A 21718-nucleotide genomic window follows, 5' to 3' on the forward strand; every position below is an offset into this window, starting at 1 on the left:
GGCTGAATTTTTCCACCTTTGTCAGATGAAGAACAAGCCCGCATACAGGAGTTATATTTGATTCACCCTCTTTACTGGTATACAGTAGGAATGGCTTGGTTTGCAGAAGACTATGGCTTAGTGAAATGTATGAATTTTTTTCTCGTAAAAACAGGCGATAGGACAAAACGGTTTGCTCTATCTGGAGGAAATGAGACGGTATATTCCCTTCATTCTGCTAGGAACGAGGCAAAGATGTCTTATAGGACTTTACATAAGATCGGCGAGGAATGATATGTCTCTGAGATCCTTTTTCGTTTCTTAGGTTTGCTGGATAGTGTTTTTTGCGATAGCCGTTTATATCAATCAAGTCAATGAACTATTAGAAATCCCAGAAAGAAGATAGATGATTATTAGATTGCACCCATCTTGAATATATTGGTATAATTAGAACAAATGTTCTTTTGAGGGGATGGGATGGGATGATGGAGCTTCACTTTTACAAGGATTGCTATCAAGCAAAAACCAAACAATACCAATTGCAGGATGACCAACTGCGCTATACGGCTATGCCTTCTGAATGCATTGAGCTCTCTAAAGGTGATGCTCACCGTTTACCAGTATTGGCAATTGAGGAAGATCAACTTGTCACCTTCTTCGTCCTTCATCACGGAGAGGGAACTAGCACTTACACAACAAATAAGCAGGCGATCCTAATCCGGGCATTCTCGACAGATCACCGCTACCTAGGAAGGGGATATGCCAAAAAGGCTTTGAGTCTGCTGCCAGCGTTCATTCAATTTCATTTCTAAGACATGACAGAAATCATCCTTGCCGTAAATGTGAAGAATACGGCTGCACAAAGCTTATATAGGAAATGCGGTTTCGTGGACTCATGGGAGAGACGGATGGGACCTAAAGGAGAATTGATTGTCATGAGTTATCCATTCTCCAATTAATAAGCGTTAACCAAAAAGCATCCCTCTATCCTTTTGGATAGAGGGATGCTTTTTCTGTATGAATGCTGAATGATGCGGGAGTTATGAAATGCAGGATAAGCTTTAGCAATAAGCAGTTAGACCTAAAATATTCTGAAGATTAAAAATTAAATTGAAATCATATATGATTTCATATATGATATCCGTATGGAAAGGAATGTAAAATCAATGAGCAAAAAAGAATTTGTGTATACGCATTTACGTGCACGCATCTTGGACGGTACCTTTGGTTCTGGGCAGCGGATTGTGATTGATCAAGTGGCAAAAGAGCTGAGGGTGAGCATTATTCCAGTTAGGGAGGCCATTAGACAATTGGAGTCAGAGGGGCTCATTACCTACAAGCCATATAGCGGGGCTGTTGTAACAAGCATAGATGAAAAAGAGTATATCGATACCCTTAATGTTCTAAGTGTTTTAGAGGGCTATGCTACAGCACTCAGCGCCCAGCTTTTAACTGACGAGGACATTGAAAAGCTGATTCAATTAAACAATGACATGGAAAAGGCTGTCGGTGAATATGAGTTTGAGTTATTTGGAGAACTAAATCGTTCCTTCCATGCCAGCATTATTCAAAAATGCGGCAACCCCGTGTTGGTTGAGAAAATTGAAGAGACACAGGACCGGATGGATCGAGTACGTAAATCTATTTTCTCAATGGTTCCCAAAAGAGCGTACCAATCCATTCAAGAGCATTCAGAGCTAATTCAATGTTTGAAGGAAAGAGCCCCTATGGAACAAGTTGAATCTATTATCAGGAAGCATCGCAAGAATACGATTGATGCTTTCCTCCATCGAAAAGGAGATAGCAGCCAGCAAATTTTATAGGCGAAGGATGGGCAGATGCATGCCTATCACCCGTAAATTTCTGAATATACTGAAAAGGAGCGGTTAGATGTTTGAGGATGTTAAGAGTAGATTGAGAGGGTCAATAGCCCCGATTATTACGCCATTTAATGAAGAACTGGATGTGGACACGGAAGCTTTGAGAAAGTTGATTGACTGGCATATTGAAAGTGGATCTCACGGCGTTTCGGTTTGCGGGACTACAGGTGAACCAAGCTCATTGTCCATAGAAGAAAGAGAAATGGTCATGGAAACGGCCATCAAAGCAGCCGGCAAACGGGTGCCTGTTATGCCGGGTACCGGCTCAGCCAATCAGCGGGAGACTTTGCATTTAACCAAGCGCGCTCAGGAGATGGGAGCGGATGCAGCGCTGGTAATTGTTCCGTACTATAACAAGCCTAATCAGCAAGCATTATACAATCATTTCAAGACAGTTGCTAATTCCGTTGATATCCCAATCATTGTTTACAATATTCCGGGACGAACCGCTGTGAACCTTGAGGTTAAGACATTGGCGAGACTGGTGGAGGATTGTCCGAATATTATTGGTGTGAAGGAATCCAATAAGGATTTCGAGCATGTGAATCGCGTCTTGCTTCATTGCGGGAGGGATTTCCTCCTATATTCCGGTATTGAACTTCTTTGTTACCCAATGCTTGCGATTGGGGGAGCTGGTCATATCAGCGCAACGGCATGTGTCGCGCCGAAGGAGGTTGCCGACCTGTATAACTATTGGAAAGCAGGCGATGTCGATAAAGCGCTTGACCTGCATTATAAGCTGATGCCGCTGAATGATGTACTTTTTAAGGAAACGAACCCAGGACCATTGAAGGCTGCCATGGGCATGATTGGCAAGATTCATCCGGCGATGAGACCGCCGATGGAACCCCCTTCAGGTAAGCTTCACGATGAGATTAAGCAAACTTTGCAAACATATGGATATTTAGAAGGCGTTAACCAATAATCTTTATGGACAGGAGGAGTTCGATGACAGCCTATGTCGTTCGGAATGTAAAGCAGTATATAAACGGCGAATTTTTGGAAGCGATTTCAAACAACCGGTTCAGTAATATCAGTCCTTTTACAAATACAGAAATCAATCAGGTTGCCGAGGGAGAAAAAGAGGATATTGATTTAGCGGTTGGAGCGGCAAGACAAGCATTCGACCATGGGCCATGGCGAGCGTTATCCGTAAAGGAACGATTGGGTTATATCAAAAAAATTGCAGATTTGATTGAACAGGAAGCAGAGGAGATCTCTTATTTAGAGTCATTAGATACGGGTTTGCCAATCAGCCAAACAAAGAAGCAGGCAGCGAGAGCAGCGGAGAATTTCCGCTTTTATGCGGAGATGGTCAATAGCCGCCTTGTCGGGGAAGCGTACCAGGTAGATGAGGAATACATCAATTACACGATTCACAAGCCTGTTGGGGTAGCCGGGTTGATTACGCCATGGAACGCTCCCTTTATGCTGGAGACATGGAAGGTGGCACCTGCACTTGCGACAGGGAATACGGTCGTGCTGAAGCCTGCGGAATGGTCGCCTTTGACGGCAAACAAGCTGGCTGAAATCATTGACCAGGCAGGTCTTCCAAAAGGGGTCTTTAATATTGTACATGGATTTGGGGAAACGGCCGGAGCTGCCTTAGTGGCCCATCCGGACGTTCAATTAATTTCCTTTACGGGAGAAACAAAAACCGGCTCAGAAATCATTCGCAACGGAGCAGCGACACTAAAGCGTGTTTCGATGGAATTAGGAGGCAAGTCTCCTGCCATTATCTTTGATGATGCGGATGTAGAGAAGGCGCTTGATGCAGTCGTATGGGGCATCTTTTCTTTTAATGGGGAACGCTGCACAGCAAATTCCCGTTTATTTATCCAAGAGGGGATTTATGAGGAATTTGTTCAATCTCTGAAAGAACGTGTGAATAATATCATCATCGGGGATCCGATGAATCCCGCTAGTGAAGTCGGTCCGCTGATTCATAGGGAGCATTACGAAAATGTGAAGCGGTATATTCAGCTGGCTGAAGAGGAGGGAGCGGAAATCGTTAGCGGAACAATTCCGCCTGAATTAAGAGAGGGGAATTTCGTGGCACCAACACTCCTCTTGAATTGCCGGAATGATATGACTGTCGCACAAGAGGAAATCTTTGGACCGGTTATGGCGGTCATTCCATTCAAGTCAGAGGAACAGGCGCTTGAGATGGCGAATGATACAAAGTATGGTTTGGCAGCTTATGTATGGACCGGTGATATCAAAAGGGGTCACCGACTGGCTCAGAAGGTGGACAGCGGTATGGTATGGCTTAATTCTCAAAATGTACGAGATTTGCGTATTCCATTCGGCGGATCTAAAAACAGCGGCGTTGGCCGGGAGGGCGGCCATTACAGCTTCGAATTTTATACTGAAACACAGGTTGTTCATGTGGCGATTGGCGAACAGTCCATTCCAAAATTTGGGGTGAAAAAGAAGCAGCAGATTACCGCAACAGAAATTCAGTAAGGATACCACTCGGAAAGGGAGGAGTTTATGGACTTTAATATTATTCGTGTTGCGAGAACGATATTGAATGTCACTGATCTGAATCGTTCCAGGGAATTTTATATCGATACTTTAGGGTTCATTGAGACAGAAAGTACAGATACGCATATTTATTTACGCGGACTGGAGGAAATTCATCATCACAGTCTGGTCCTTCAAAAGGCTGAAGCACCAAGTGTTGAGGCGATAAGCTATAAAGTATCAAATGACAAAGACTTGGATGCGCTGGAGAATCTATTTACCGCTAAGGGATTAAAGACAAAATGGATGGATAAAGGAAGCCAGCATGCTATGGGCAGAGCTTTACGCACCCAGGATATATCCGGGCTTCCGGTAGAATTCTTTCATGAAATGAACCAGGTGGAGCGGTTGTTGCAAAGATATGACCTTTACAAGGGCTCCAGAGTGCAAAGAATCGACCATGTGAACTGTGCAGTACCGGATGTTCAAAAAGCACATGACTTCTATTCTCAGGAGCTTGGATTCTCCTGCTCAGAGGATACGATTGATGAAGACGGAAAACTCTGGGCATGCTGGCTGCACCGAAAGCATGGTGTGCATGACCATGCCTTCATGAACGGGGTTGGTCCAAGGCTCCATCATATCGGTTTCTGGCTTCCAGACCCCTTAGCGCTTATTCATACTTGTGATGTGCTCGCTGCTCTAGGGTTTGCTCATTCGATTGAACGGGGACCTGGGCGACATGGTTTATCCAATGCCTTCTTCTTATATTTAAGAGACCCGGACGGCCATCGTATTGAGCTCTATAACGGAGATTATCTGACCTGTGATCCAGATGTCGGCCCTCTGCATTGGCAGTTAGATGACCCGAGGAGACAGACATTTTGGGGAGCGAAAGCGCCAGACTGCTGGTTTGACGAAGCCTCGGAGGTGCTGGATGTTCATACAGGAGAAGTCTGCAGAATGAAAGAGCCCCTGCTGAAGAAAAAGAAGCCTGAATTCATCATATAGAAGACATGTGGAATCTGTTAGAAATGAGGGAGGATAAATGGAGGATCGTTTGTTTCGTTCAGCGATGGGAAAATTCGCCACAGGAGTGACCGTTCTGACAACAAAGGCAGATGGGATGGTTCACGGTATGACAGCCAATGCCTTTATGTCTGTTTCCCTAAATCCAAAGCTCGTCATGATTTCAATCGGTGAAAAGGCAAGGATGCTGCAAAAGATTCAGCAATCGCAAAGCTTCGTCATTAATATTCTGTCGGAGGAGCAGGAATCCATCTCACGCCTTTTTGCAGGACAGTCAGAAGAAAAACAGAATGTAGAATTTGATTGGGTTGATGAACGGCCTTTGATCAAGGGAGCCATTGCCAGTATATTTTGTGACGTATACAGTGAACAGATTGCTGGTGATCATACCTTGTTTATTGGTGAAGTGAAGGAACTGCTGCTGAACGAAGGAAAGCCGCTGTTATTCTTTGGCGGGAAGTACGGCGGGCTGAGTTAACGGCGGCAGTTTGTGGTGATTGTATGATTCTTTTAATCTTAGTTTCTATAGAGATCTTCTGGATGAAATAGATTTGAAATCTCGAGATGGAATTTATTTGAAGAAAACAAAAAAGGCATAATCCTAAACGGATATGCCTTTTTGTCCAGTGATAATATAATTGTTAAAAAATCCTACTATACTAAATGGTAGAAAAGATTAGTTGAATATATTTACAATTCTATTCCTTTCCCCTGCATACAAGAACATACTCTACTAAAAAGGGTGGTTCCGGAAAAAGATCCACCCTCCAATATAAATTGTTAAATCTTATGAAGATTTACCAAGAACGTCGAGTAGGAAATCCATGTTCAATAAACTCATCTCTTCTAAAATGTCTAAAACTATGTCGAGGGACATCGACAATATGGTGACGATTTACATGGACAATAGGGTGAATAACAGGGACTTCACGAGGGATTAATCTCCCCTAAATTCAAAAGGAAACCAAATAGTCAAATTCATAAGCTTTTTGTCTTGCACTAAAGTATCAGATTAGGTGAAGAACGACTGGTTCGTTATCAAGAGTATTTGAGAGTATAAATAAAACCTAAGGAGGCAAAAAATGGGGATGTCAGATTATTATCAAAAACTTCGAGATAAAGTAGGGAATGATTTATTATTCATCCCAAGCGTAGCAGGGGTTGTTCGAAATGAATTGGGAGAAATTTTGTTACAGAACAAAGGAAATGGTGAGAAATGGAGTCTTCCTGCTGGTGCGATTGAACCTGGAGAAGCACCTGCAGGAGCGATGGTTCGTGAAGTATGGGAAGAGACAGGATTATCTGTTGAGCCACGAAAGTTATTGGGGGTATTTGGCGGGGAGGAATATCGTTATCAATACCCAAATGGGCATCAAGTAGAATATTCTCTTTTTTTGTTTGATTGTGTTATTCAAGGCGGTAAACTAAATCCAATGGATCAAGAAACGGCTGACCTTCAATATTTTCATCCTCAAAATATGCCGGAACTAGCTTTGCCTTATCCGAAAGAGTTATTTTTACATAACGACAATAATGAATCCTATTTTCAATGGAAGGAACAATGGGTTAATAATCTCTCTCAGAAATAATCGTATCTTATGGGATGGTCTACTTAATATAAATGGAAGAGCCTTATTGCATGCGATGTATAATAAGGCTCTTGTTTACATCACCTAAACCGTTTATGAATATTATTCTTCTTATAGGTGCCTAGTTCACTAAATTCATATAACTCCAATGAAAGAGCGAGATAGCGTGATTGATACAAATCCTGCAGATGATCCTCGAGCATCTGAAAGAGCTTATCGCATGTATCCTTCTTTTCTTTATCTGTCCTGCCTGCGCCAATTTTTAATGTCATATGAACAAAGGCATCATCTTCTGTGCCATCTGCAATCCAATAATCGGTTAATTGAATAGCCCTTACCCGTATTCCTCCAATTGGGTAGACATCTTGGAAGGAGTAGAGAACTTGACCAGATTTCTTTAGCAGTTCTTTCACTTGAAGTTGATTGGCTAGATTATCTGTGTATTCGATGGTTAAGTGGGGCATTTATCAGGACCTCCTCATACTGGAGGAGAGCGGCTGTTCTTCCGTTAATGGCTGATCAGCGATGATTGTACTCTTAAGTCGGCCGATGCCTTCAATTTCTGTCATGACTTCATCCCCAATTGCCGTATTTTCCAGACCTTCTGGTGTTCCTGTCAATATAATGTCCCCTGGATTCAAGGTCATAAAACTGCTTAAGTATTCAATTAGATAATCGGGTGTGAAAATCATGTTTCGTGTATGACCTTCTTGTGTCTGATTCCCGTTAATATACGTTCGCAGTGTAAGATTGCATGGGTCCTCGATATCGGATGCATCCACAAGCCACGGTCCGAGAGGTGTACAGGTGTCCCTGTTTTTGACGCGCAGGTTAGGCCGGTAATAGTTTTCGAGATAATCCCGGATAGCATAATCATTGGCAATCGTATAGCCAGCTATATAATCATGTGCATTCTTGCGGCTGACATGGCGGGCTCTCCTGCCGATGACAATGGCAAGCTCACATTCATAATGCATATACTTAGCCGTTATGGGGCGTTTCGTTTCTCCTCTATGGCCGATGAAGGTATTTGGTCCCTTCAGGAAGATAAGGGGATCCTTTGGGGGAGAGAAATCGAGCTCTTTCGCATGATCGGCATAGTTCAGCCCAAGAGCAAACACCGTGCTGCCGGGATTCACCGGCGGAAGCCAGACGACTTGATCCTCCTCGAGCATTTGCCCGTCAGGCATGGCAAGTTTTCCATCCTTTTCAGTCACGATATGAATGGACCCTTTATAGGCAATACGGGCAACCTTCATCATTTCCCCTCCTGTTCTGCTTGTGTTTCTGACATCACCTGATTTTCCAGGCTGCCAATCTGTTCAATTGTGACTCTGACCAGGTCTCCATCATGTATGACGGGCGGGTTATGGGAGACTCCGACCATAAGAATATCTCCGGGATATAGAGTCATAAATTCGGTTACATCTGTTAATAAAGCTGGAATAGAGCGGATCAGTTCGCTCGTATAGCTGGTATGAGAGAGTTGTTCATTTATATATACATCGATTCGAAGATTGTGCGGGTCTGTTACTAGGCTGGCTTTTTTTACATCTGGGCCGATAGGGCAAAATCCATCTCTTGCATTAAAACGAATGGGCGGCCGGTACAGGCTGTCATGCTCGATGCTGATATCGTTAACAATTGTGTAGCCCTGAATATAGTCCATCGCGTCATCCTCTACAATGGATTTGGTTGTTTTGCCAATGACAATGCCAAGGGAAGGGCCTGTTCGAAGACGCTCAGTTCCTTTTGGGAGCCAAATGATTCCTTTATGCTGATTGTATGTATTTCTTGGTTTGATGTATAGAATTGGAGCTTCTGGCGGTTTTTGATACGGCTTGTTTTTCATATGAGATTCTAGTTCTTGATAGGCATCCTTGACATTTAATAATGTCCCGTAAACAGTTCCCATAATGGGATTCCCTGCATTTGAGTAGGCTAGGGAAGTCCCGCTGAGCAGCTGGGCGCAAATGGAGGAGCGGTCGAAAACTGGATTGCTCAAATCATCGCCTTCCTTTCATCAATTAATAATCATATATGAAATCATATATGAAATTCATTTAATATTCAAATATTTGGTATTTTAGGTCCGGAGGTTGGCAGACTGTCCAAAAACCGCTCAGCCTGCTTTGAAAGACGGCGGTTTTTAAGCCAGATGACGGCGGATTCAGAATTGATGTGCAAATCCTCGATATGTTTGACTATCCACCATTCTTCCGAAGATGCAGGTATGGCGGATAAAGGCAATAAAGCGGCGCCGACGCCAGCTCTTACCAAGGTGAGAAGCATCGAAGTATCTGGGCAATGACAAATCACATTTAGCTCAAGTCCGTTATCCCGGCATGTATCTATAACTAGTTCGTATAATCCGACTCCCCTTACTCGATGCAGCAGCATAATCGGCATCTCGGCCAAATCGGACATATGCAAGGAATCGCTGCAGCTAATACTTTTGGGAAGCACACAGACAAATTGATCAGTCGGTAAAGGCATGGTGTGAAATTGATGGAGGTCAAGCGGGAGACGTACAATGCCGATTTCGATATCCCGATTCAGTAAATAGTCGGCTATCCTGTATGAATCTCCCTCATAGAGCTGAAATATGACTTCAGGGTATTCATCTCTGAACTGTTTGATTCTTTCCGGTAAATAAGAAAAGCTGGATTTTACACTTCCAATTGCCAAGTTTCCCTTTAATCCTTTTCCAACCTGCTGAACATCTTGGGTAGTCTCTTCGACCCAGCGAAATAATTCATTTGTCCGTTCGTACAATAATCTTCCTGCTTCGGTTAATTCCATGGCTTTTCCGTTTCTTTCAAACAAGGTTTGTCCGAGCTCCTCTTCAAGTGTCTTTAGCTGATAGCTGAGAGGAGGCTGAGCCATATGCAGCTTTTTGGCTGCCCTAGTGATTTGTCCCTCCTCGGCGATTGCCGCAAAGTAACGAAGCTGACGAATATCCAATCGTTCACCTCCAATTAGCTGGATTATACTTTTTTTAGATAGATTAAGCTTCTTTTTTTGTATTTTTCCTATAGATTACCACATGATACGATGTTTTCAAGAGAAAATGTAAGCGCTTTATAAAAAGGAGGAGATACTTTGGGAGCTAAAACAGGCAAAGAATACATAGAGCGGGTCAATCAGGCAAAAGCAAATGTGTGGATAAATGGAAAGCAAGTAGAGGGTGATATTTCTGAGCATCCAGCCTTTAAGGGAGTCATGAAGTCCCAGGCTGAGCTGTATGACCTTCAGCATCAGCCCGGCAAGAAGGAATATATGACCTATACCTCTCCATCTTCCGGAGAAAGGGTAGGAACATCCTTTATCCAGCCAAGGACGAAAGACGAGCTGATGATGAGACGTCAAATGATGCAGGAGTGGGCTGTCTATACAGGCGGCATGATGGGACGCTCTCCTGATTATATCAATGTCGGTATTATGGCTTATGGAGCGGCTGCTGATATGTTTGGCAAACAGGATGAGCAGTATAAGCAAAACATGATTCGCTATTACGAGCATTGCCGTGAGAATGATCTTTCTCTAACACATACCCTCATCCAGCCGCAGGTGAACAGGGGGGTCAGTGCCTCTAAACTGAATGATCCGTATATTGCGGCACGAATCAAGGAGAAGACGGATGAAGGTGTGGTTATAAAAGGGGCGAGATTACTAGCGACACAGGGGGGCATTACCGATGAAATCATGGTATTCCCTTCAACATTGCTTAAGCAGGGGAAGGAAGAGAATCCTTATGCTTATGCCTTTTCCATTCCGAACAATACACCTGGTCTGAAGTTTATTTGCAGAGAGTCATTTGATTATGGCAAATCCTCATTTGACCATCCGCTAGGTTCCCGGTTTGAGGAAATGGACACTATTGTCGTCTTCGATGATGTGGTCGTTCCATGGGACCGTGTCTTTGCTTTAGGCGATGTTAATATTTGTAACCAGGCCTATAATGAGAGCAACGCGGTTGTTCATATGACACATCAGGTTGTATCCAAGAATGTTGCTAAGACTGAGTTCGTCCTTGGAATTCTTGAGCTCATGGCTGAAACCATTAATATCGGCCAGTATCAGCATATTCAGGAAAAAATTTCAGAAGTCATCATTGCCCTTGAGACATTGAAGGCATATGTAGCTGCATCGGAAGCCAATGCTTCCATAGATAAATGGGGCATTATGACACCGGATTTCGCTCCGTTAAATGCAGCGAGGAATTATTTCCCGAAAATCTATCCCCGCTTTACGGAGATTATGCAGCTCATGGGAGCAAGCGGCTTAATGGCCATCCCAACCGAAGAGGATTTCCAATCAGAGCTGCGGCCGGATTTGGATAAGTATCTCCAATCGGCCAATGGAGATGCCTATAACCGTGTCAAATTATACAGATTGGCTTGGGATGTGTGCATGAGTTCATTTGGTTCAAGGCAGACCTTGTACGAGCGCTTCTTCTTTGGAGATCCTGTCCGTATGGCTGGTGCCCTATACAGCGGCTATGATAAACAAAAATATGTTGACCGTGTTAAAGAATTCCTTGATCGCTCAGAAGAATTGCAGAAAGCAAAAATATAAGATTGTAATAGGCAGCATTCATCCCGCTACCACATCGGTTCATCATGATTGCTCAGGATAAGGACAAAGGGCAGAACGAATAGTATGATAATCAAGATAGCAAGTTCGATCAATAAAGTAACGGTAATAGAAAGTTGAAATAGGATGAAAAACGGAAGAAGAAGTAGTGGAATCATGGTGATGAAGGATGTTCTGAAACGGGAGGACTGACTTTGATATTGGCTTTTTTGACAATAAGGACAAATCATCGACTGTCTAAAGGAGAGTATGGCCTTTAGCGATGAAGACCATGTCCAGGAATTCCCGCATGCTTTACAGGTTGGCATATGCATTAGTCCTTTCTGAATAGTAGTCATAGTAACTATACGATTTCACCCTAGAGATAGTTTCAAATCCTTGGGCACCTGTGCTTTAATCAGGTGCTTTTTTTGCATGCTCTTCTAAGGATAAATGCTGAAAATTAGCCCACACTATCCATCATACTACAGATGAAAGGGCGATCATGAGCATGTCGAAAATTTGGAGAATATATAAGACGGATTGGGTTCGGATCTTTCGTTCCAAAGCTGCTATCTTTCTTATCGTTGCCTTGATGATTCTTCCCTCACTCTATGCCTGGTTTAATATAAAGGCTCTATGGGACCCTTATGGAAATACATCCGGCCTCCGTGTGGCTGTAGCGAATGATGATGTAGGCTATACATTCAGGGGGAAAAAGATTGATATTGGGGACCAGGTTGTAGAATCGCTTAAGAAGAACAAAAAGCTAGGATGGACCTTTGTGAATCATGAGAAGGCCGAGAAAGGGGTCGTACAAGGGAAGTATTATGCCAGTATTTATATCCCAAAGGATTTCTCAGAGAATATGGCTAGTATCTTAACCGGTGATATCGAGAAACCAGAAATTATTTATACGGTGAATGATAAAATCAATGCAATCGCACCGAAAATTACTTCTAAGGGTGCAAGCACCATTGCCAGCAGCGTGAGCACTCAGTTTATTGAAACGGTTTCCTCCGAAATGCTCTCGGCCTTTAAGGAAATCGGGGTTGAATTAGAGAAAGAGCTCCCAACCATCCGCAACATGGAAAACAAGCTGTATGAAATTCAAGCCGCTATTCCGAAGATGAATGAATTCGGCAATCAAATTATCAGTCTGAATAAGAAGCTTCCCGAAATTCAAGAGAAAGTGAATAAAGCTACTGGCTATACTGAGTACATACCGAAAATCGATGAACTAGGGGGAAATGTCCTCAAGGTAAGGGATGCACTTCCAAAGATTGAGGCGGCCGGGGAGAAAATCGCAGTCCTTGAAGAGCATTTACCAGAGATTCAACAAGCAGCCGATTCGGTTGAATCTCTCACTAATGACTTTGATACGATTCATGATAATTTGAATACAGCGATAACCGAGGCAAAAAATGCGAGCGAGGTTATTAACCAGGTTCAGTCTGTTCTTCCTGAAATAAAGGAGCTGATGGAGGCGGGCTCAGGCTATACAGCCGTCATCAAGGATTTCACGGATAAATTAGCTGCTTCTTTTGAGGTCATCGAGCAAATGATTAAGAAAAATCTTCAATTGGCTAACACATCCGCTAAAACGGTTACCTCTGCTTTGTCAGTCACTGGTAACGATACAGCAGCTGCCCAAAATCAATTGGGACGTTTATCATCGATGCTTGGAACGCAAAGACAGCTGATCAGTGATATCAATGCAACGAGCGGGAATCTGGGCGGTTTTGGCCAGAAATTGGCAAGGGCCCAGAGCTATGCGCAATCTGCTCAGCAATCACTAAGTAATGGTAATGTGTCGGCTGCTCAGGCACAGGCTTCGCAGCTTCAGAAAGCGATAGAAGAAATACTGGCCAGTTATGACAGTGCCTATTTACCAGCTATTGAGCAGGCACTGAAAAATGTGAGCAGTCATATGGAATCTGCCGATAATGTTCTGCAAACCTTAAACGAGCAGCTGCCAAAAGTTGAATCCATTTTAGTGAATGCAGGAGGAATTGTCGATGATGCCATTAAGGCCCTTGAAAAGTATGAGGCAGCCTTTCCTCAAATAGCTTCAGCTATAGATAAAGCATCCGATGCCGTTCAAACGAATATGGATGCCATTACGAATGGCATCACTACCGCCAATGACTTCTATGAGACGAAATATCCAGCTGCAAAGGAATCCATCATGCTTGGCAGTGCGTTCGTAGAGAATCAATGGCCAGGGATATCGAAGGAGCTTGTATCGACTGCAAAACTGATTGATGAGAAGATGCCGAAAGTCAAAAAATCAATAGAACTTGCTGCAGATTTGGCTGCCAATGATCTGCCACCGCTCACCACCAAAATTAATGAAGCGGCAAGTAAATTAACAGAAGCAAAGGGGGAAATCAATTTAGAGGAATTGATTGAATTCCTGCGACTTGATGTACAAAATGACAGTGATTTCCTTTCCAATCCAATTGATTTGAAAGAGGTCACGAAGTATCCGATTGCGAATTACGGATCCGCGAGTACGCCGTTTTATTCGACCTTAGCGATTTGGGTGGGTGTTGTCCTCTTGGTTTCTATGCTCTCGGTTGAAGTCCATATGCCGGACGAGAGATATACCATTGCTCAAGTCTATTTCGGCAGGGGGCTGACCTTCCTGACGATTGCCCTTATTCAGACAGCCGTCATTGCCCTTGGAGATATCTTTTTGCTAAAGGCTGATATTTCTGATCGGATATACTTTATTCTATTCTCTCTATTGATTGCGCTTGTTTTTACAGCTCTGATTTACACGCTGGTATCTGTCCTTGGCAATGTGGGGAAAGGCGCGGCCATCATTCTGCTCGTACTTCAGGTTGCAGGGTCAGGCTCTAACTTCCCAATTGAGGTTTCCTCCTCCTTCTTCCAGCATATCTATCCGTTCCTGCCGTTCACATATGCGGTGAAATTATTGCGGGAATCAGTCGGAGGAATCTATTGGCCGACAGCGAGTATGTGCATCACAGTGCTATCCTTGATTACTGTCTTATTCACTCTTTTTGGAACCATATTTAAAAAGCCGCTTACCAAAATTGTGAACAAATTCAATGAAGATGCGAAAAAAAGCAAGATCATTCATTGATAAATTTGTCAGATTAAACGGTAACTTGGTAAAATGAAATGGGAATGACCAAGATTACCCAAGAAATAGATAAGAAGTTCGCACGGCCATGCTGTTAATCAAGGGGTGTTGCAGATTGAAACTGAAGGATGTATTTATTTCGTTATCGGAGAACCAATTCTTGAACCAAGCCGCACAGAAATATGGATTGAAAATGGGGGCAAAATCTGTTGTTGCTGGCACGACCATTGAAGAAGCCATTAAGAGCATACGTGAGCTGAACCGCAGGGGAATCTCCTGCACGGTTGACTGCCTCGGTGAATTCGTGAGTGACCATGCGGAAGCAACCAAAGCAAAGGAACAGATTATCCAAGTGATTGAAGCGATTCATGACAATGACGTTGATGCTCATATCTCATTAAAGCCTTCTCAATTAGGGCTTGATATTGATTATGCATTCTGTCTCCAGAATTTAAAGGAAATTGCCGAGGCGGCCTCCAGGTATGAACTTTTCATTAATATCGATATGGAGAACTATGACCGTCTTGAACCGTCATTCCGCCTTTTGGAGGAACTTTCTGAAGAGTATCCCAATATCGGAACGGTTATCCAAGCCTATTTCTACCGTGCTCAGTCAGACATTGAACGGTTGAAGGATTATCGCCTTCGTATCGTGAAAGGCGCTTATAAAGAAACAAGCGATGTTGCTTATCAAACGAAACTAGACATCGATGATAATTTCCTTCGATTAATTGAATATCATTTAATGAACGGCAAATTCACATCCATTGCCACCCACGATCATCAGGTTATCAATCACGTGAAGCGATTTGTTGAAGCCAACCATATTTCGAAAGACAAATTTGAATTCCAAATGCTTTACGGATTCAGAACTGAGCTTCAATATGAACTGGCCAATGAAGGCTATCAATTCTGTACGTATGTGCCATTTGGGACAGACTGGTACGGTTACTTCATGAGACGTCTTGCTGAAAGGCCGCAAAACCTTGGCTTAGTGACAAAGCAAGTATTTAATAAGAAAACAAATATTGTCCTTGGTGTCGCTGCAGGAGCCTTCCTGCTTGGAAGAATGACGAGGAAGAAATAAAGAATGAAATAGAAATAAAGAAAGCAAAGCCATTTATTGAACGGGCTTTGCTTTTTTCATTTGTCCATACCATTCGGAGGACTTGTAGAATCTTGCATAGATTTGATCACTCCAGCCAGTGGCAGACTCTCTTTTCAACTGTTCGTTCGTTAAGATCCATTGTGTTATTTTTCTTAGTTCGTCTTCTGTAAACTCCTGCTGGATGGTAGACAATTTATCCATCCAAGGTTTTTTCGGTGTGCGGCCAGCAGCATTATCCAGCCATAGAATACATTGTTTTGTTCGATTGAATCCGGTTTCCATGAATTCACTAAACAAGTAATGGATGAATTGATAGCAGCCTTGATGATTTTTGACTTTATAATGGCGGAGGGTATTCAGAATGTCTGTATTATCCTCTTTTATAAAGTTTAGTATTTTTTTAAAGTCTTTAATAGTATGATGATATCCACTTTCAGCGTTTAGGTGTAACAGATAGTGAAGTGCCTTGTTGCGCAAAAAGAAATCAGCTGAACGGAAGAAGCGGCTGTTTTTTTCTATTTTCCAAATATAAGAGAAGATGCCGGAGTTCGGATTGATAGAAGCTCCCTGCAAATAAGCCAATAAAGAGGTGAACTCACTGGGGGTGAACAGCTGTATAAGAGAGAACGTCTCATCAATCAATTCCGTCATCAAGGATAAGGAAGAATCAAATACGATGGGTGAGAATGTGCCGCTCCAAGTTAAATCATATACTTTAATAAGGCGGCCTAAAAGGTATTTCAAGGAGTTACTGCTTAATGAATCCAGCATCACATGCAAGGATTGGGTGTGGATCAGAAAAAGCTCCGGTTGATTATCCTTCGAATTATTTTTTCGAACTAGTACCACCCAAGATTCCAGCCATTGATCGATAACCGCCGATTCTGATTGTTGAAGAAGCAGACTCTTGGCATAAGATGCCGCTTGTTTCTGTTCTGATTGATGGAAAGACATAGGATCACTCTTTCTAAAACAAAGGTACCTTTTGTCATTTTATCATCTGATTGTGACGTCCTCCAAATTCCGGCCAGTACCTATTACTATCTACCAATCTTAAAGGCAAACGTAAGCAGAAAACTGAAGATAAAGAGCTTTCAAAAGAAATCACCCGAATTTTTAAGGAAAGTAGAAACAACTACGGAACACTGGGCTATCTATCGCCTGTAGAATTTATACAGCAGACCTTATAATTTTTGTCCAGTTTAGTTATTCAATCCACGCCTTTACTTCCATAAGCAATTCAACAGATAAGGGCATTAATCCTTCTTAGATTAATGCCCTAAGCGACAACTTTATTTGTTTTCGAAAATTTGGGCAATCTTATGACCCAGTATAAGATTATCCAAGGCAGAATGAACTTGGTAGACCATTCGATTACATTGGGAAACAAATACAATATGTTGATATTGAAAAAAAATGAGAGTAATACCAAAAGTGCAAACAAAACTATAGTACCAATAATTAATTTTTTCATTATAACTCCCCCTCTTTTTTATAGTTAAGGGAATATATTCTGGATCGTTAAAACAAATACCTTCTTCAACAAAACTTCCCGTTTCTACAATAAGGAATTCAACACAAAAAGGCATTAATCCTTCTTAAATCAATGCCCCTGCTAATTATATAAAATACAGGGTAGTCCTATAGTGAGACTACCCTGGAGTTCATCAGCTAAGCAATTATTAAAAGAGGAACTATTATAATCACCCATATAAGCAAGAAAATAAAGAAAGAACCGATAAGCTTTTTTATCGGTTCTTCTTTGTGTGAAAATATATTGGATTCTTAATGAATGTTCTTCTTTTTGAAGTTTCCTCCCTTTACTTCATTGATATGACTGATAGCAATGAAGGCATTCTCATCAATTCCATCAACAATTGACCGTAGTTTTGCCTCTTCTAAACGAGTGACCACGCAGAAAATAACTCGTTTTTCTTCTTTAGAATAGGCACCTTGCCCATTTAAGAAAGTAACTGTTCTACCTAATCTTGTAGTGATTTCATTAGCGATTTCTTCATAGTGGTTGCTGATGATGACAATCTGCTTAGATTCATCTAATCCTTCTACTACAATATCCATCGTTTTAAAGGCGACAAAATAAGCAATCAATGAATACATTCCAGAGTTAAAGTTGTAGACAAAGCAAGCAGCACCTAAAATGAAAAGGTTAAAGAACATAACAATCTGTCCAACAGAGAATGATGACTTACTGCTAATGAGAATAGCCAAAACCTCTGTACCATCCAGCGCGCCTGAGTTTCGTAGTACAATACCAACACCAACACCAAGAATGATGCCGCCAAATATGGCTGCTAATAACGGATCATCTGTCAAAGGGGCGGAATGATGCAAAAGAATAGTGAATAGGGAAGCGATACAAATTCCGTAGAAACTTTGAATTGCGAAGGTTTTACCTATTTGTTTGTAACCTAAGTAGATGAATGGAGCATTTAAAACGATTAGAAAAATGGCTAGCTGAAAATTAGTGATTTTCGATAGCATAATCGATATACCTACGATGCCACCATCCACAATATTATTGGGGATTAAAAATTTCTCGATGCCAAAGGCAAATAAAAATGCACCAAGTGTAATCATTAGAAAACGAAAAGTAGTTTTAGTAAAGCGTTGTTTTTTTGTTAATGGTTTGCCCAATAAAAGACCTCCTTATAAATTATTTATTATTTAAAAATACCTTTTGGTGTTATTCTATATTTCTCTATAGAGACTGTACGAATGGAGATTGTGCTTATTTTTGCCATATAAGTGAAGTTTATCACAAAATGATAAATTATATAAGTATAAAAGTTTATTTGTGTAAGCCTATCTTTCCTTTTAGCAGCAAAAAAAAGACTGTCAATTTGACAGTAGTGAAATTCTGCTTTTGACCAGTTATCCCTATAAGGAAATGAGATAAAGGTTTTATTTTCCGCCCCTAACACACCTACGTATATAACTGCATTCCTTTTATATTAAATGATATAAAAAAGAATCGGCTAACCCAATTTTTTAATGATTCGTTCTTATTAAACTAAACTGCCCGTTTCTAAGGAATTCAACACAAAAAGGCATTAATCCCCCGTTGGATCAAAGCCCCCTTAGTTTACGTATACTTATTCATAATAATAGCAACTACCTTTAGAAATGATAGTTGTATTTATATTTCACTGATTATTTGTCCATCCTTATCTAAGAAGTCTATATTTCTGTTAGAAAAGTTTTTCGGTTTATTATTCATAAAAATCCAAACGCTCGTTTTATCATTGAGCCTAACAATATCTGCCTCTATTCCGTTCACTTTTAAGGTCTCCGTTTCAGCCACTATATCTTTTGGTATGATCCCGTGCAAAAGGATATCTCCATCAACAATACTTGTATAGGAAGAACCTCTATCCTCATCGTGAGAATAATAGGTTTGTTTCCAACCGAATATCCCTTTTTCAAACCGGACTAATGAAACACTATTTCCAACTTCAAATGGCACAAATGTAGAATTCCCAATTCGGTAAAATTCTTTATCACCCATTTCAGTTTGAACAAATTCATTCTTAAACTTTTCAAATGCTTCATCAACAGTTTTAGAACTTAGTTTTGCACTCTCTATACTTGCAAATATCGCATATGTAACAATCATTGATATAACATAAAATGAGATTGTTTTTGTACGTGATCTCAACTCATCTCTTCCCCCGTTTTTTATTTTAACTCTTAAAATACTTGAATTAACTTAATGTTATTTTCTCAGTTGCTCTTGTTAAAATAACCTCCCTCAATATACAAAGTGAAATCTGCCCCTTAGTTGAAGAAAGTATGTCCATTTAATGGTATCACAAAATGGATATTTCCCTTATTATTCAAAAGCAACAATCTATACGAAAACAGCATCATAAAAGAAGGATTCCGTCTATCGGAATAGAAAGTATAGGGGGAAAACAAAGAAGTGGAGGTGGTGACCAGGTGCCCAAATGGCTTTTGCGTCTGGAAGGTTTGGCTGTTTTGCTTGTCAGTTTGTATGTATATGCTTTATTCGATTACAGCTGGATGTTATTTTTTCTATTGATTATGGCGCCGGATTTATCCGCCTTAGGCTTTCTCGTTAATCAGCGTGTTGGAGCCATATCGTATAATATCTTCCACACATACCTGTTCGTATGGCCCTTTATCTTATACGGCTCCATTTGGTCAAATGACATGCTACTGATGATAGGCTTGATTTTTGCTTCCCATATTGGGATGGACCGGATATTAGGCTATGGACTGAGATATACAAACATGCTGGAAGAGAATCATCTACGTAAGCTATAAGAGGTAAAGTGGGAGGGGTTAAATGGTATTCATTTTCTTATTTGTCTTCATTGTTGTAGTGGGATTAACAAATACGGCTGTTTTTAAACTTGCAGGTAAACATAGGGGAAGAAGGCTTTGGTCTGGCTTAATTTTGATTCTTCTTTCCCCTATCGTCTTTTTTATCACGATTGCTGCAATCGGACCTTTTGATTCAGGAGGATTTGGGACAGGATTATTTGCGGTTTTGTATGGATCCGTCTTTTTTATGAATGGGCTTATTATGATTATGATTGGTTTGTTTACAGCAAAGAGTAATAAGAAATGATAAGTTATAAAAGTGGCAATCAAATTTATCCATTTAGACCTATAACTTCAAAATGTAAAAAGATAGAAACCCAGATGTAACATTGTAGCTATATAATAAACATACAAACTACATAGAAGGAACGATGACAATGGACAAAAAAGAATATGAACAAAAAAATGATTCTTTAAATCTTTCACCAGTAATCAAAGATTATATTCAAAATAGAACAACGTTAGAAGATTTGGAGCAACTGAAGCACTTGATCGCCAAACGATATGCGGTGTTAAAGGTGCCAGGTCTTGATTAAGAGAAGGATAAGCATTTTAGAGAACGTTCTAGAATGCTTTTTTTCTTTTTGACGGAATAAATGGCCTCTAATGATGAGAGGGCGTTCAAATATTAATGATTTTTCTTTTTGAGCTCATCACTGATTTCCATTAAAATTAGCAAAATTAAATAGAGCATAATAAAAAGCACTAGTTCTTGCGTAAAGAATACCAGTATTGCAATTAATACCATCCAAACCCCAAAATACTTTCTGTTCATAGAATCGTCCTGATATTCATGCTCATAATTAATGGCTAACTAAGATCATTCCAGTTACAGTTCATTTTAGTATAGAAGTTAAGAAATAATGACTAATTTAAAAAGGGCTGTCCTTAAAAGTCAATCTTCCCTGACTCTTGGAACAGCCCTAATCCTTATTTCATAAAAACCTCTGCCCGTTTCTCCAAATAGCGCTGCAGAACCGATACGACGGAGCATATTGCCCAATAAATGAGCGCAATCAAGATGTACATAGTCATGTAATCTAATTCCCGCCCGCCGACGATTTTGGCATGCTGAAAGATTTCCGGCACAGTAATCATGGCTGCGAGCGACGAAGCTTTGATTAGATCAAGCATCACGTTTGATAGCGGAGGGAGGGCAATGCGGACAGCCTGAGGGAGAATGATACCTCCTAAGGTTTGCCAATATGTAAGTCCGAGTGATTGTGATGCCTCCCATTGGCCATGGTCGATCGCCTTGATAGCCGAACGATTGATCTCGGCGATATAAGCAGCACTGTTCAAGCTGAAGCCAATGACAGCAGCTTGGATGGCTGTGAATTCAATACCGATTACTGGGAAACCAAAATAAAGGATGAACAGGATGACAAGAATCGGTACACCACGCATGAACGAGATATACAGGCTAGACGGCAGTCGCAGCAGCCAGTTGGCCGAGCTGCGCCCTAGTGCCAGGAATAGCCCGAGCAGAAGACCGAAAATCATGCTTGTAAAGGAGATGAACAGGGTGTTCCATAATCCTTCCAGTACATAAGGCAAGGAGTCAATGGCCAAGCTTGGGTTAAATAAATATTGCCACTGAATTTGTTCCATATTA

22 protein-coding genes are annotated in these 21718 nt (G+C 41.3%); 13 read left to right on the plus strand and 9 right to left on the minus strand.

Annotation, left to right across the window (positions count from 1 at the left end):
• Positions 1 to 461 precede the first annotated feature (461 nt).
• The 7 genes from AC622_RS06320 (at position 462) to AC622_RS06350 (ending at position 6943) form a co-directional block, all read left to right on the plus strand.
• Complete coding sequence (locus AC622_RS06320) at positions 462 to 791, plus strand: hypothetical protein (RefSeq protein WP_331456700.1); 330 nt, start codon at positions 462 to 464, stop codon at positions 789 to 791.
• 354 nt (positions 792 to 1145) lie between these two features.
• The gene (locus tag AC622_RS06325; protein ID WP_231589487.1) at positions 1146 to 1802 is read left to right on the plus strand and encodes a GntR family transcriptional regulator; all 657 of its coding nucleotides are present in this window, start codon (positions 1146 to 1148) and stop codon (positions 1800 to 1802) included.
• 67 nt (positions 1803 to 1869) lie between these two features.
• On the plus strand, positions 1870 to 2784 hold the full coding sequence (gene hpaI / locus AC622_RS06330) for a 2,4-dihydroxyhept-2-ene-1,7-dioic acid aldolase (protein ID WP_049670295.1): 915 nt from the start codon (positions 1870 to 1872) through the stop codon (positions 2782 to 2784).
• Positions 2785 to 2807: 23 nt separating this feature from the next.
• Positions 2808 to 4325 carry a 5-carboxymethyl-2-hydroxymuconate semialdehyde dehydrogenase gene (hpaE, locus tag AC622_RS06335; RefSeq protein ID WP_049670296.1) on the plus strand — a complete coding sequence of 506 codons (1518 nt, stop codon included), beginning with the start codon at positions 2808 to 2810 and terminating at the stop codon, positions 4323 to 4325.
• Between the two features lie 27 nt (positions 4326 to 4352).
• A complete protein-coding gene (gene hpaD, locus AC622_RS06340) occupies positions 4353 to 5336 on the plus strand; it encodes a 3,4-dihydroxyphenylacetate 2,3-dioxygenase (RefSeq protein ID WP_049670297.1) in 984 nt (327 codons plus the stop codon).
• 37 nt (positions 5337 to 5373) lie between these two features.
• Positions 5374 to 5832, plus strand: a complete 459-nt coding sequence (locus tag AC622_RS06345; protein ID WP_049670298.1) for a flavin reductase family protein — start codon at positions 5374 to 5376, stop codon at positions 5830 to 5832.
• 604 nt (positions 5833 to 6436) lie between these two features.
• Positions 6437 to 6943 (plus strand): NUDIX hydrolase, encoded by a 507-nt coding sequence (locus tag AC622_RS06350; protein WP_049670299.1) that lies wholly within the window; start codon positions 6437 to 6439, stop codon positions 6941 to 6943.
• Positions 6944 to 7023: 80 nt separating this feature from the next.
• On the opposite strand, the gene AC622_RS06355 is transcribed toward AC622_RS06350, so the two are convergent.
• From AC622_RS06355 to AC622_RS06370, 4 genes are all read right to left on the minus strand, one after another.
• Complete coding sequence (locus AC622_RS06355) at positions 7024 to 7407, minus strand: 5-carboxymethyl-2-hydroxymuconate Delta-isomerase (RefSeq protein ID WP_049670300.1); 384 nt, start codon at positions 7405 to 7407, stop codon at positions 7024 to 7026.
• Between the two features lie 3 nt (positions 7408 to 7410).
• Positions 7411 to 8202 carry a fumarylacetoacetate hydrolase family protein gene (locus tag AC622_RS06360; protein WP_049670301.1) on the minus strand — a complete coding sequence of 264 codons (792 nt, stop codon included), beginning with the start codon at positions 8200 to 8202 and terminating at the stop codon, positions 7411 to 7413.
• Entirely contained in the window at positions 8202 to 8948 is a 747-nt protein-coding gene (locus AC622_RS06365) for a fumarylacetoacetate hydrolase family protein (RefSeq protein WP_053103720.1), read from the minus strand. Before AC622_RS06365 ends, AC622_RS06360 begins: the two co-directional genes overlap by 1 nt.
• Positions 8949 to 9013: 65 nt before the next feature.
• Positions 9014 to 9907 (minus strand): LysR family transcriptional regulator, encoded by an 894-nt coding sequence (locus tag AC622_RS06370; protein ID WP_049670302.1) that lies wholly within the window; start codon positions 9905 to 9907, stop codon positions 9014 to 9016.
• 138 nt (positions 9908 to 10045) lie between these two features.
• Here AC622_RS06370 and hpaB point away from each other — a divergent pair, with 138 nt between their 5' ends.
• On the plus strand, positions 10046 to 11521 hold the full coding sequence (gene hpaB, locus AC622_RS06375) for a 4-hydroxyphenylacetate 3-monooxygenase, oxygenase component (RefSeq protein ID WP_049670303.1): 1476 nt from the start codon (positions 10046 to 10048) through the stop codon (positions 11519 to 11521).
• 26 nt (positions 11522 to 11547) lie between these two features.
• On the opposite strand, the gene AC622_RS21630 is transcribed toward hpaB, so the two are convergent.
• Positions 11548 to 11877 carry a TIGR04104 family putative zinc finger protein gene (locus tag AC622_RS21630; RefSeq protein ID WP_082197043.1) on the minus strand — a complete coding sequence of 110 codons (330 nt, stop codon included), beginning with the start codon at positions 11875 to 11877 and terminating at the stop codon, positions 11548 to 11550.
• Between the two features lie 152 nt (positions 11878 to 12029).
• On the opposite strand from AC622_RS21630, the gene AC622_RS06380 reads away from it, so the two are divergent.
• Both AC622_RS06380 and AC622_RS06385 read left to right on the plus strand, forming a co-directional pair.
• A complete protein-coding gene (locus AC622_RS06380; protein ID WP_049670304.1) occupies positions 12030 to 14630 on the plus strand; it encodes a YhgE/Pip domain-containing protein in 2601 nt (866 codons plus the stop codon).
• A 115-nt stretch (positions 14631 to 14745) separates the two neighbouring features.
• Positions 14746 to 15717: a proline dehydrogenase family protein gene (locus AC622_RS06385; RefSeq protein WP_049670305.1), complete on the plus strand. Its 972-nt coding sequence runs from the start codon at positions 14746 to 14748 to the stop codon at positions 15715 to 15717.
• Positions 15718 to 15750: 33 nt separating this feature from the next.
• Here the strand turns inward: AC622_RS06385 and AC622_RS06390 are convergent, their stop codons facing one another.
• The 3 genes from AC622_RS06390 to AC622_RS06405 form a co-directional block, all read right to left on the minus strand.
• Complete coding sequence (locus AC622_RS06390; protein WP_049670306.1) at positions 15751 to 16692, minus strand: hypothetical protein; 942 nt, start codon at positions 16690 to 16692, stop codon at positions 15751 to 15753.
• Between the two features lie 831 nt (positions 16693 to 17523).
• Positions 17524 to 18336 carry a YitT family protein gene (locus AC622_RS06400; RefSeq protein ID WP_082197243.1) on the minus strand — a complete coding sequence of 271 codons (813 nt, stop codon included), beginning with the start codon at positions 18334 to 18336 and terminating at the stop codon, positions 17524 to 17526.
• A 559-nt stretch (positions 18337 to 18895) separates the two neighbouring features.
• Positions 18896 to 19414 carry a hypothetical protein gene (locus tag AC622_RS06405; protein WP_049670309.1) on the minus strand — a complete coding sequence of 173 codons (519 nt, stop codon included), beginning with the start codon at positions 19412 to 19414 and terminating at the stop codon, positions 18896 to 18898.
• A gap of 281 nt (positions 19415 to 19695) precedes the next feature.
• Here AC622_RS06405 and AC622_RS06410 point away from each other — a divergent pair, with 281 nt between their 5' ends.
• From AC622_RS06410 to AC622_RS20975, 3 genes are all read left to right on the plus strand, one after another.
• Positions 19696 to 20043: a DUF4260 domain-containing protein gene (locus AC622_RS06410; protein ID WP_049670310.1), complete on the plus strand. Its 348-nt coding sequence runs from the start codon at positions 19696 to 19698 to the stop codon at positions 20041 to 20043.
• A 22-nt stretch (positions 20044 to 20065) separates the two neighbouring features.
• Positions 20066 to 20350 carry a hypothetical protein gene (locus tag AC622_RS06415; protein ID WP_049670311.1) on the plus strand — a complete coding sequence of 95 codons (285 nt, stop codon included), beginning with the start codon at positions 20066 to 20068 and terminating at the stop codon, positions 20348 to 20350.
• Positions 20351 to 20480: 130 nt separating this feature from the next.
• Positions 20481 to 20639 (plus strand): hypothetical protein, encoded by a 159-nt coding sequence (locus tag AC622_RS20975; RefSeq protein WP_156185572.1) that lies wholly within the window; start codon positions 20481 to 20483, stop codon positions 20637 to 20639.
• Between the two features lie 394 nt (positions 20640 to 21033).
• Here AC622_RS20975 and AC622_RS06420 read toward each other — a convergent pair whose 3' ends face one another.
• Positions 21034 to 21714, minus strand: a complete 681-nt coding sequence (locus tag AC622_RS06420; protein WP_049670312.1) for an amino acid ABC transporter permease — start codon at positions 21712 to 21714, stop codon at positions 21034 to 21036.
• Positions 21715 to 21718 lie beyond the last annotated feature (4 nt).

Source organism: Bacillus sp. FJAT-27916, from assembly GCF_001183965.1.
Classification (GTDB): Bacteria; Bacillota; Bacilli; order Bacillales; family Pradoshiaceae; genus Pradoshia.

Excerpts from the sequence above, each read along its gene's own strand:
- AC622_RS06320 (WP_331456700.1), top strand. The coding sequence starts at position 462 with ATGATGGAGCTTCACTTTTACAAGGATTGCTATCAAGCAAAAACCAAA.
- AC622_RS06325 (WP_231589487.1), top strand. The coding sequence starts at position 1,146 with ATGAGCAAAAAAGAATTTGTGTATACGCATTTACGTGCACGCATCTTG.
- hpaI (WP_049670295.1), top strand. The coding sequence starts at position 1,870 with ATGTTTGAGGATGTTAAGAGTAGATTGAGAGGGTCAATAGCCCCGATT.
- hpaE (WP_049670296.1), top strand. The coding sequence starts at position 2,808 with ATGACAGCCTATGTCGTTCGGAATGTAAAGCAGTATATAAACGGCGAA.
- hpaD (WP_049670297.1), top strand. The coding sequence starts at position 4,353 with ATGGACTTTAATATTATTCGTGTTGCGAGAACGATATTGAATGTCACT.
- AC622_RS06345 (WP_049670298.1), top strand. The coding sequence starts at position 5,374 with ATGGAGGATCGTTTGTTTCGTTCAGCGATGGGAAAATTCGCCACAGGA.
- AC622_RS06350 (WP_049670299.1), top strand. The coding sequence starts at position 6,437 with ATGGGGATGTCAGATTATTATCAAAAACTTCGAGATAAAGTAGGGAAT.
- AC622_RS06355 (WP_049670300.1), bottom strand. The coding sequence starts at position 7,407 with ATGCCCCACTTAACCATCGAATACACAGATAATCTAGCCAATCAACTT.
- AC622_RS06360 (WP_049670301.1), bottom strand. The coding sequence starts at position 8,202 with ATGAAGGTTGCCCGTATTGCCTATAAAGGGTCCATTCATATCGTGACT.
- AC622_RS21630 (WP_082197043.1), bottom strand. The coding sequence starts at position 11,877 with ATGACTACTATTCAGAAAGGACTAATGCATATGCCAACCTGTAAAGCA.
- AC622_RS06380 (WP_049670304.1), top strand. The coding sequence starts at position 12,030 with ATGTCGAAAATTTGGAGAATATATAAGACGGATTGGGTTCGGATCTTT.
- AC622_RS06390 (WP_049670306.1), bottom strand. The coding sequence starts at position 16,692 with ATGTCTTTCCATCAATCAGAACAGAAACAAGCGGCATCTTATGCCAAG.
- AC622_RS06400 (WP_082197243.1), bottom strand. The coding sequence starts at position 18,336 with ATGATTACACTTGGTGCATTTTTATTTGCCTTTGGCATCGAGAAATTT.
- AC622_RS06415 (WP_049670311.1), top strand. The coding sequence starts at position 20,066 with ATGGTATTCATTTTCTTATTTGTCTTCATTGTTGTAGTGGGATTAACA.
- AC622_RS20975 (WP_156185572.1), top strand. The coding sequence starts at position 20,481 with ATGGACAAAAAAGAATATGAACAAAAAAATGATTCTTTAAATCTTTCA.
- AC622_RS06420 (WP_049670312.1), bottom strand. The coding sequence starts at position 21,714 with ATGGAACAAATTCAGTGGCAATATTTATTTAACCCAAGCTTGGCCATT.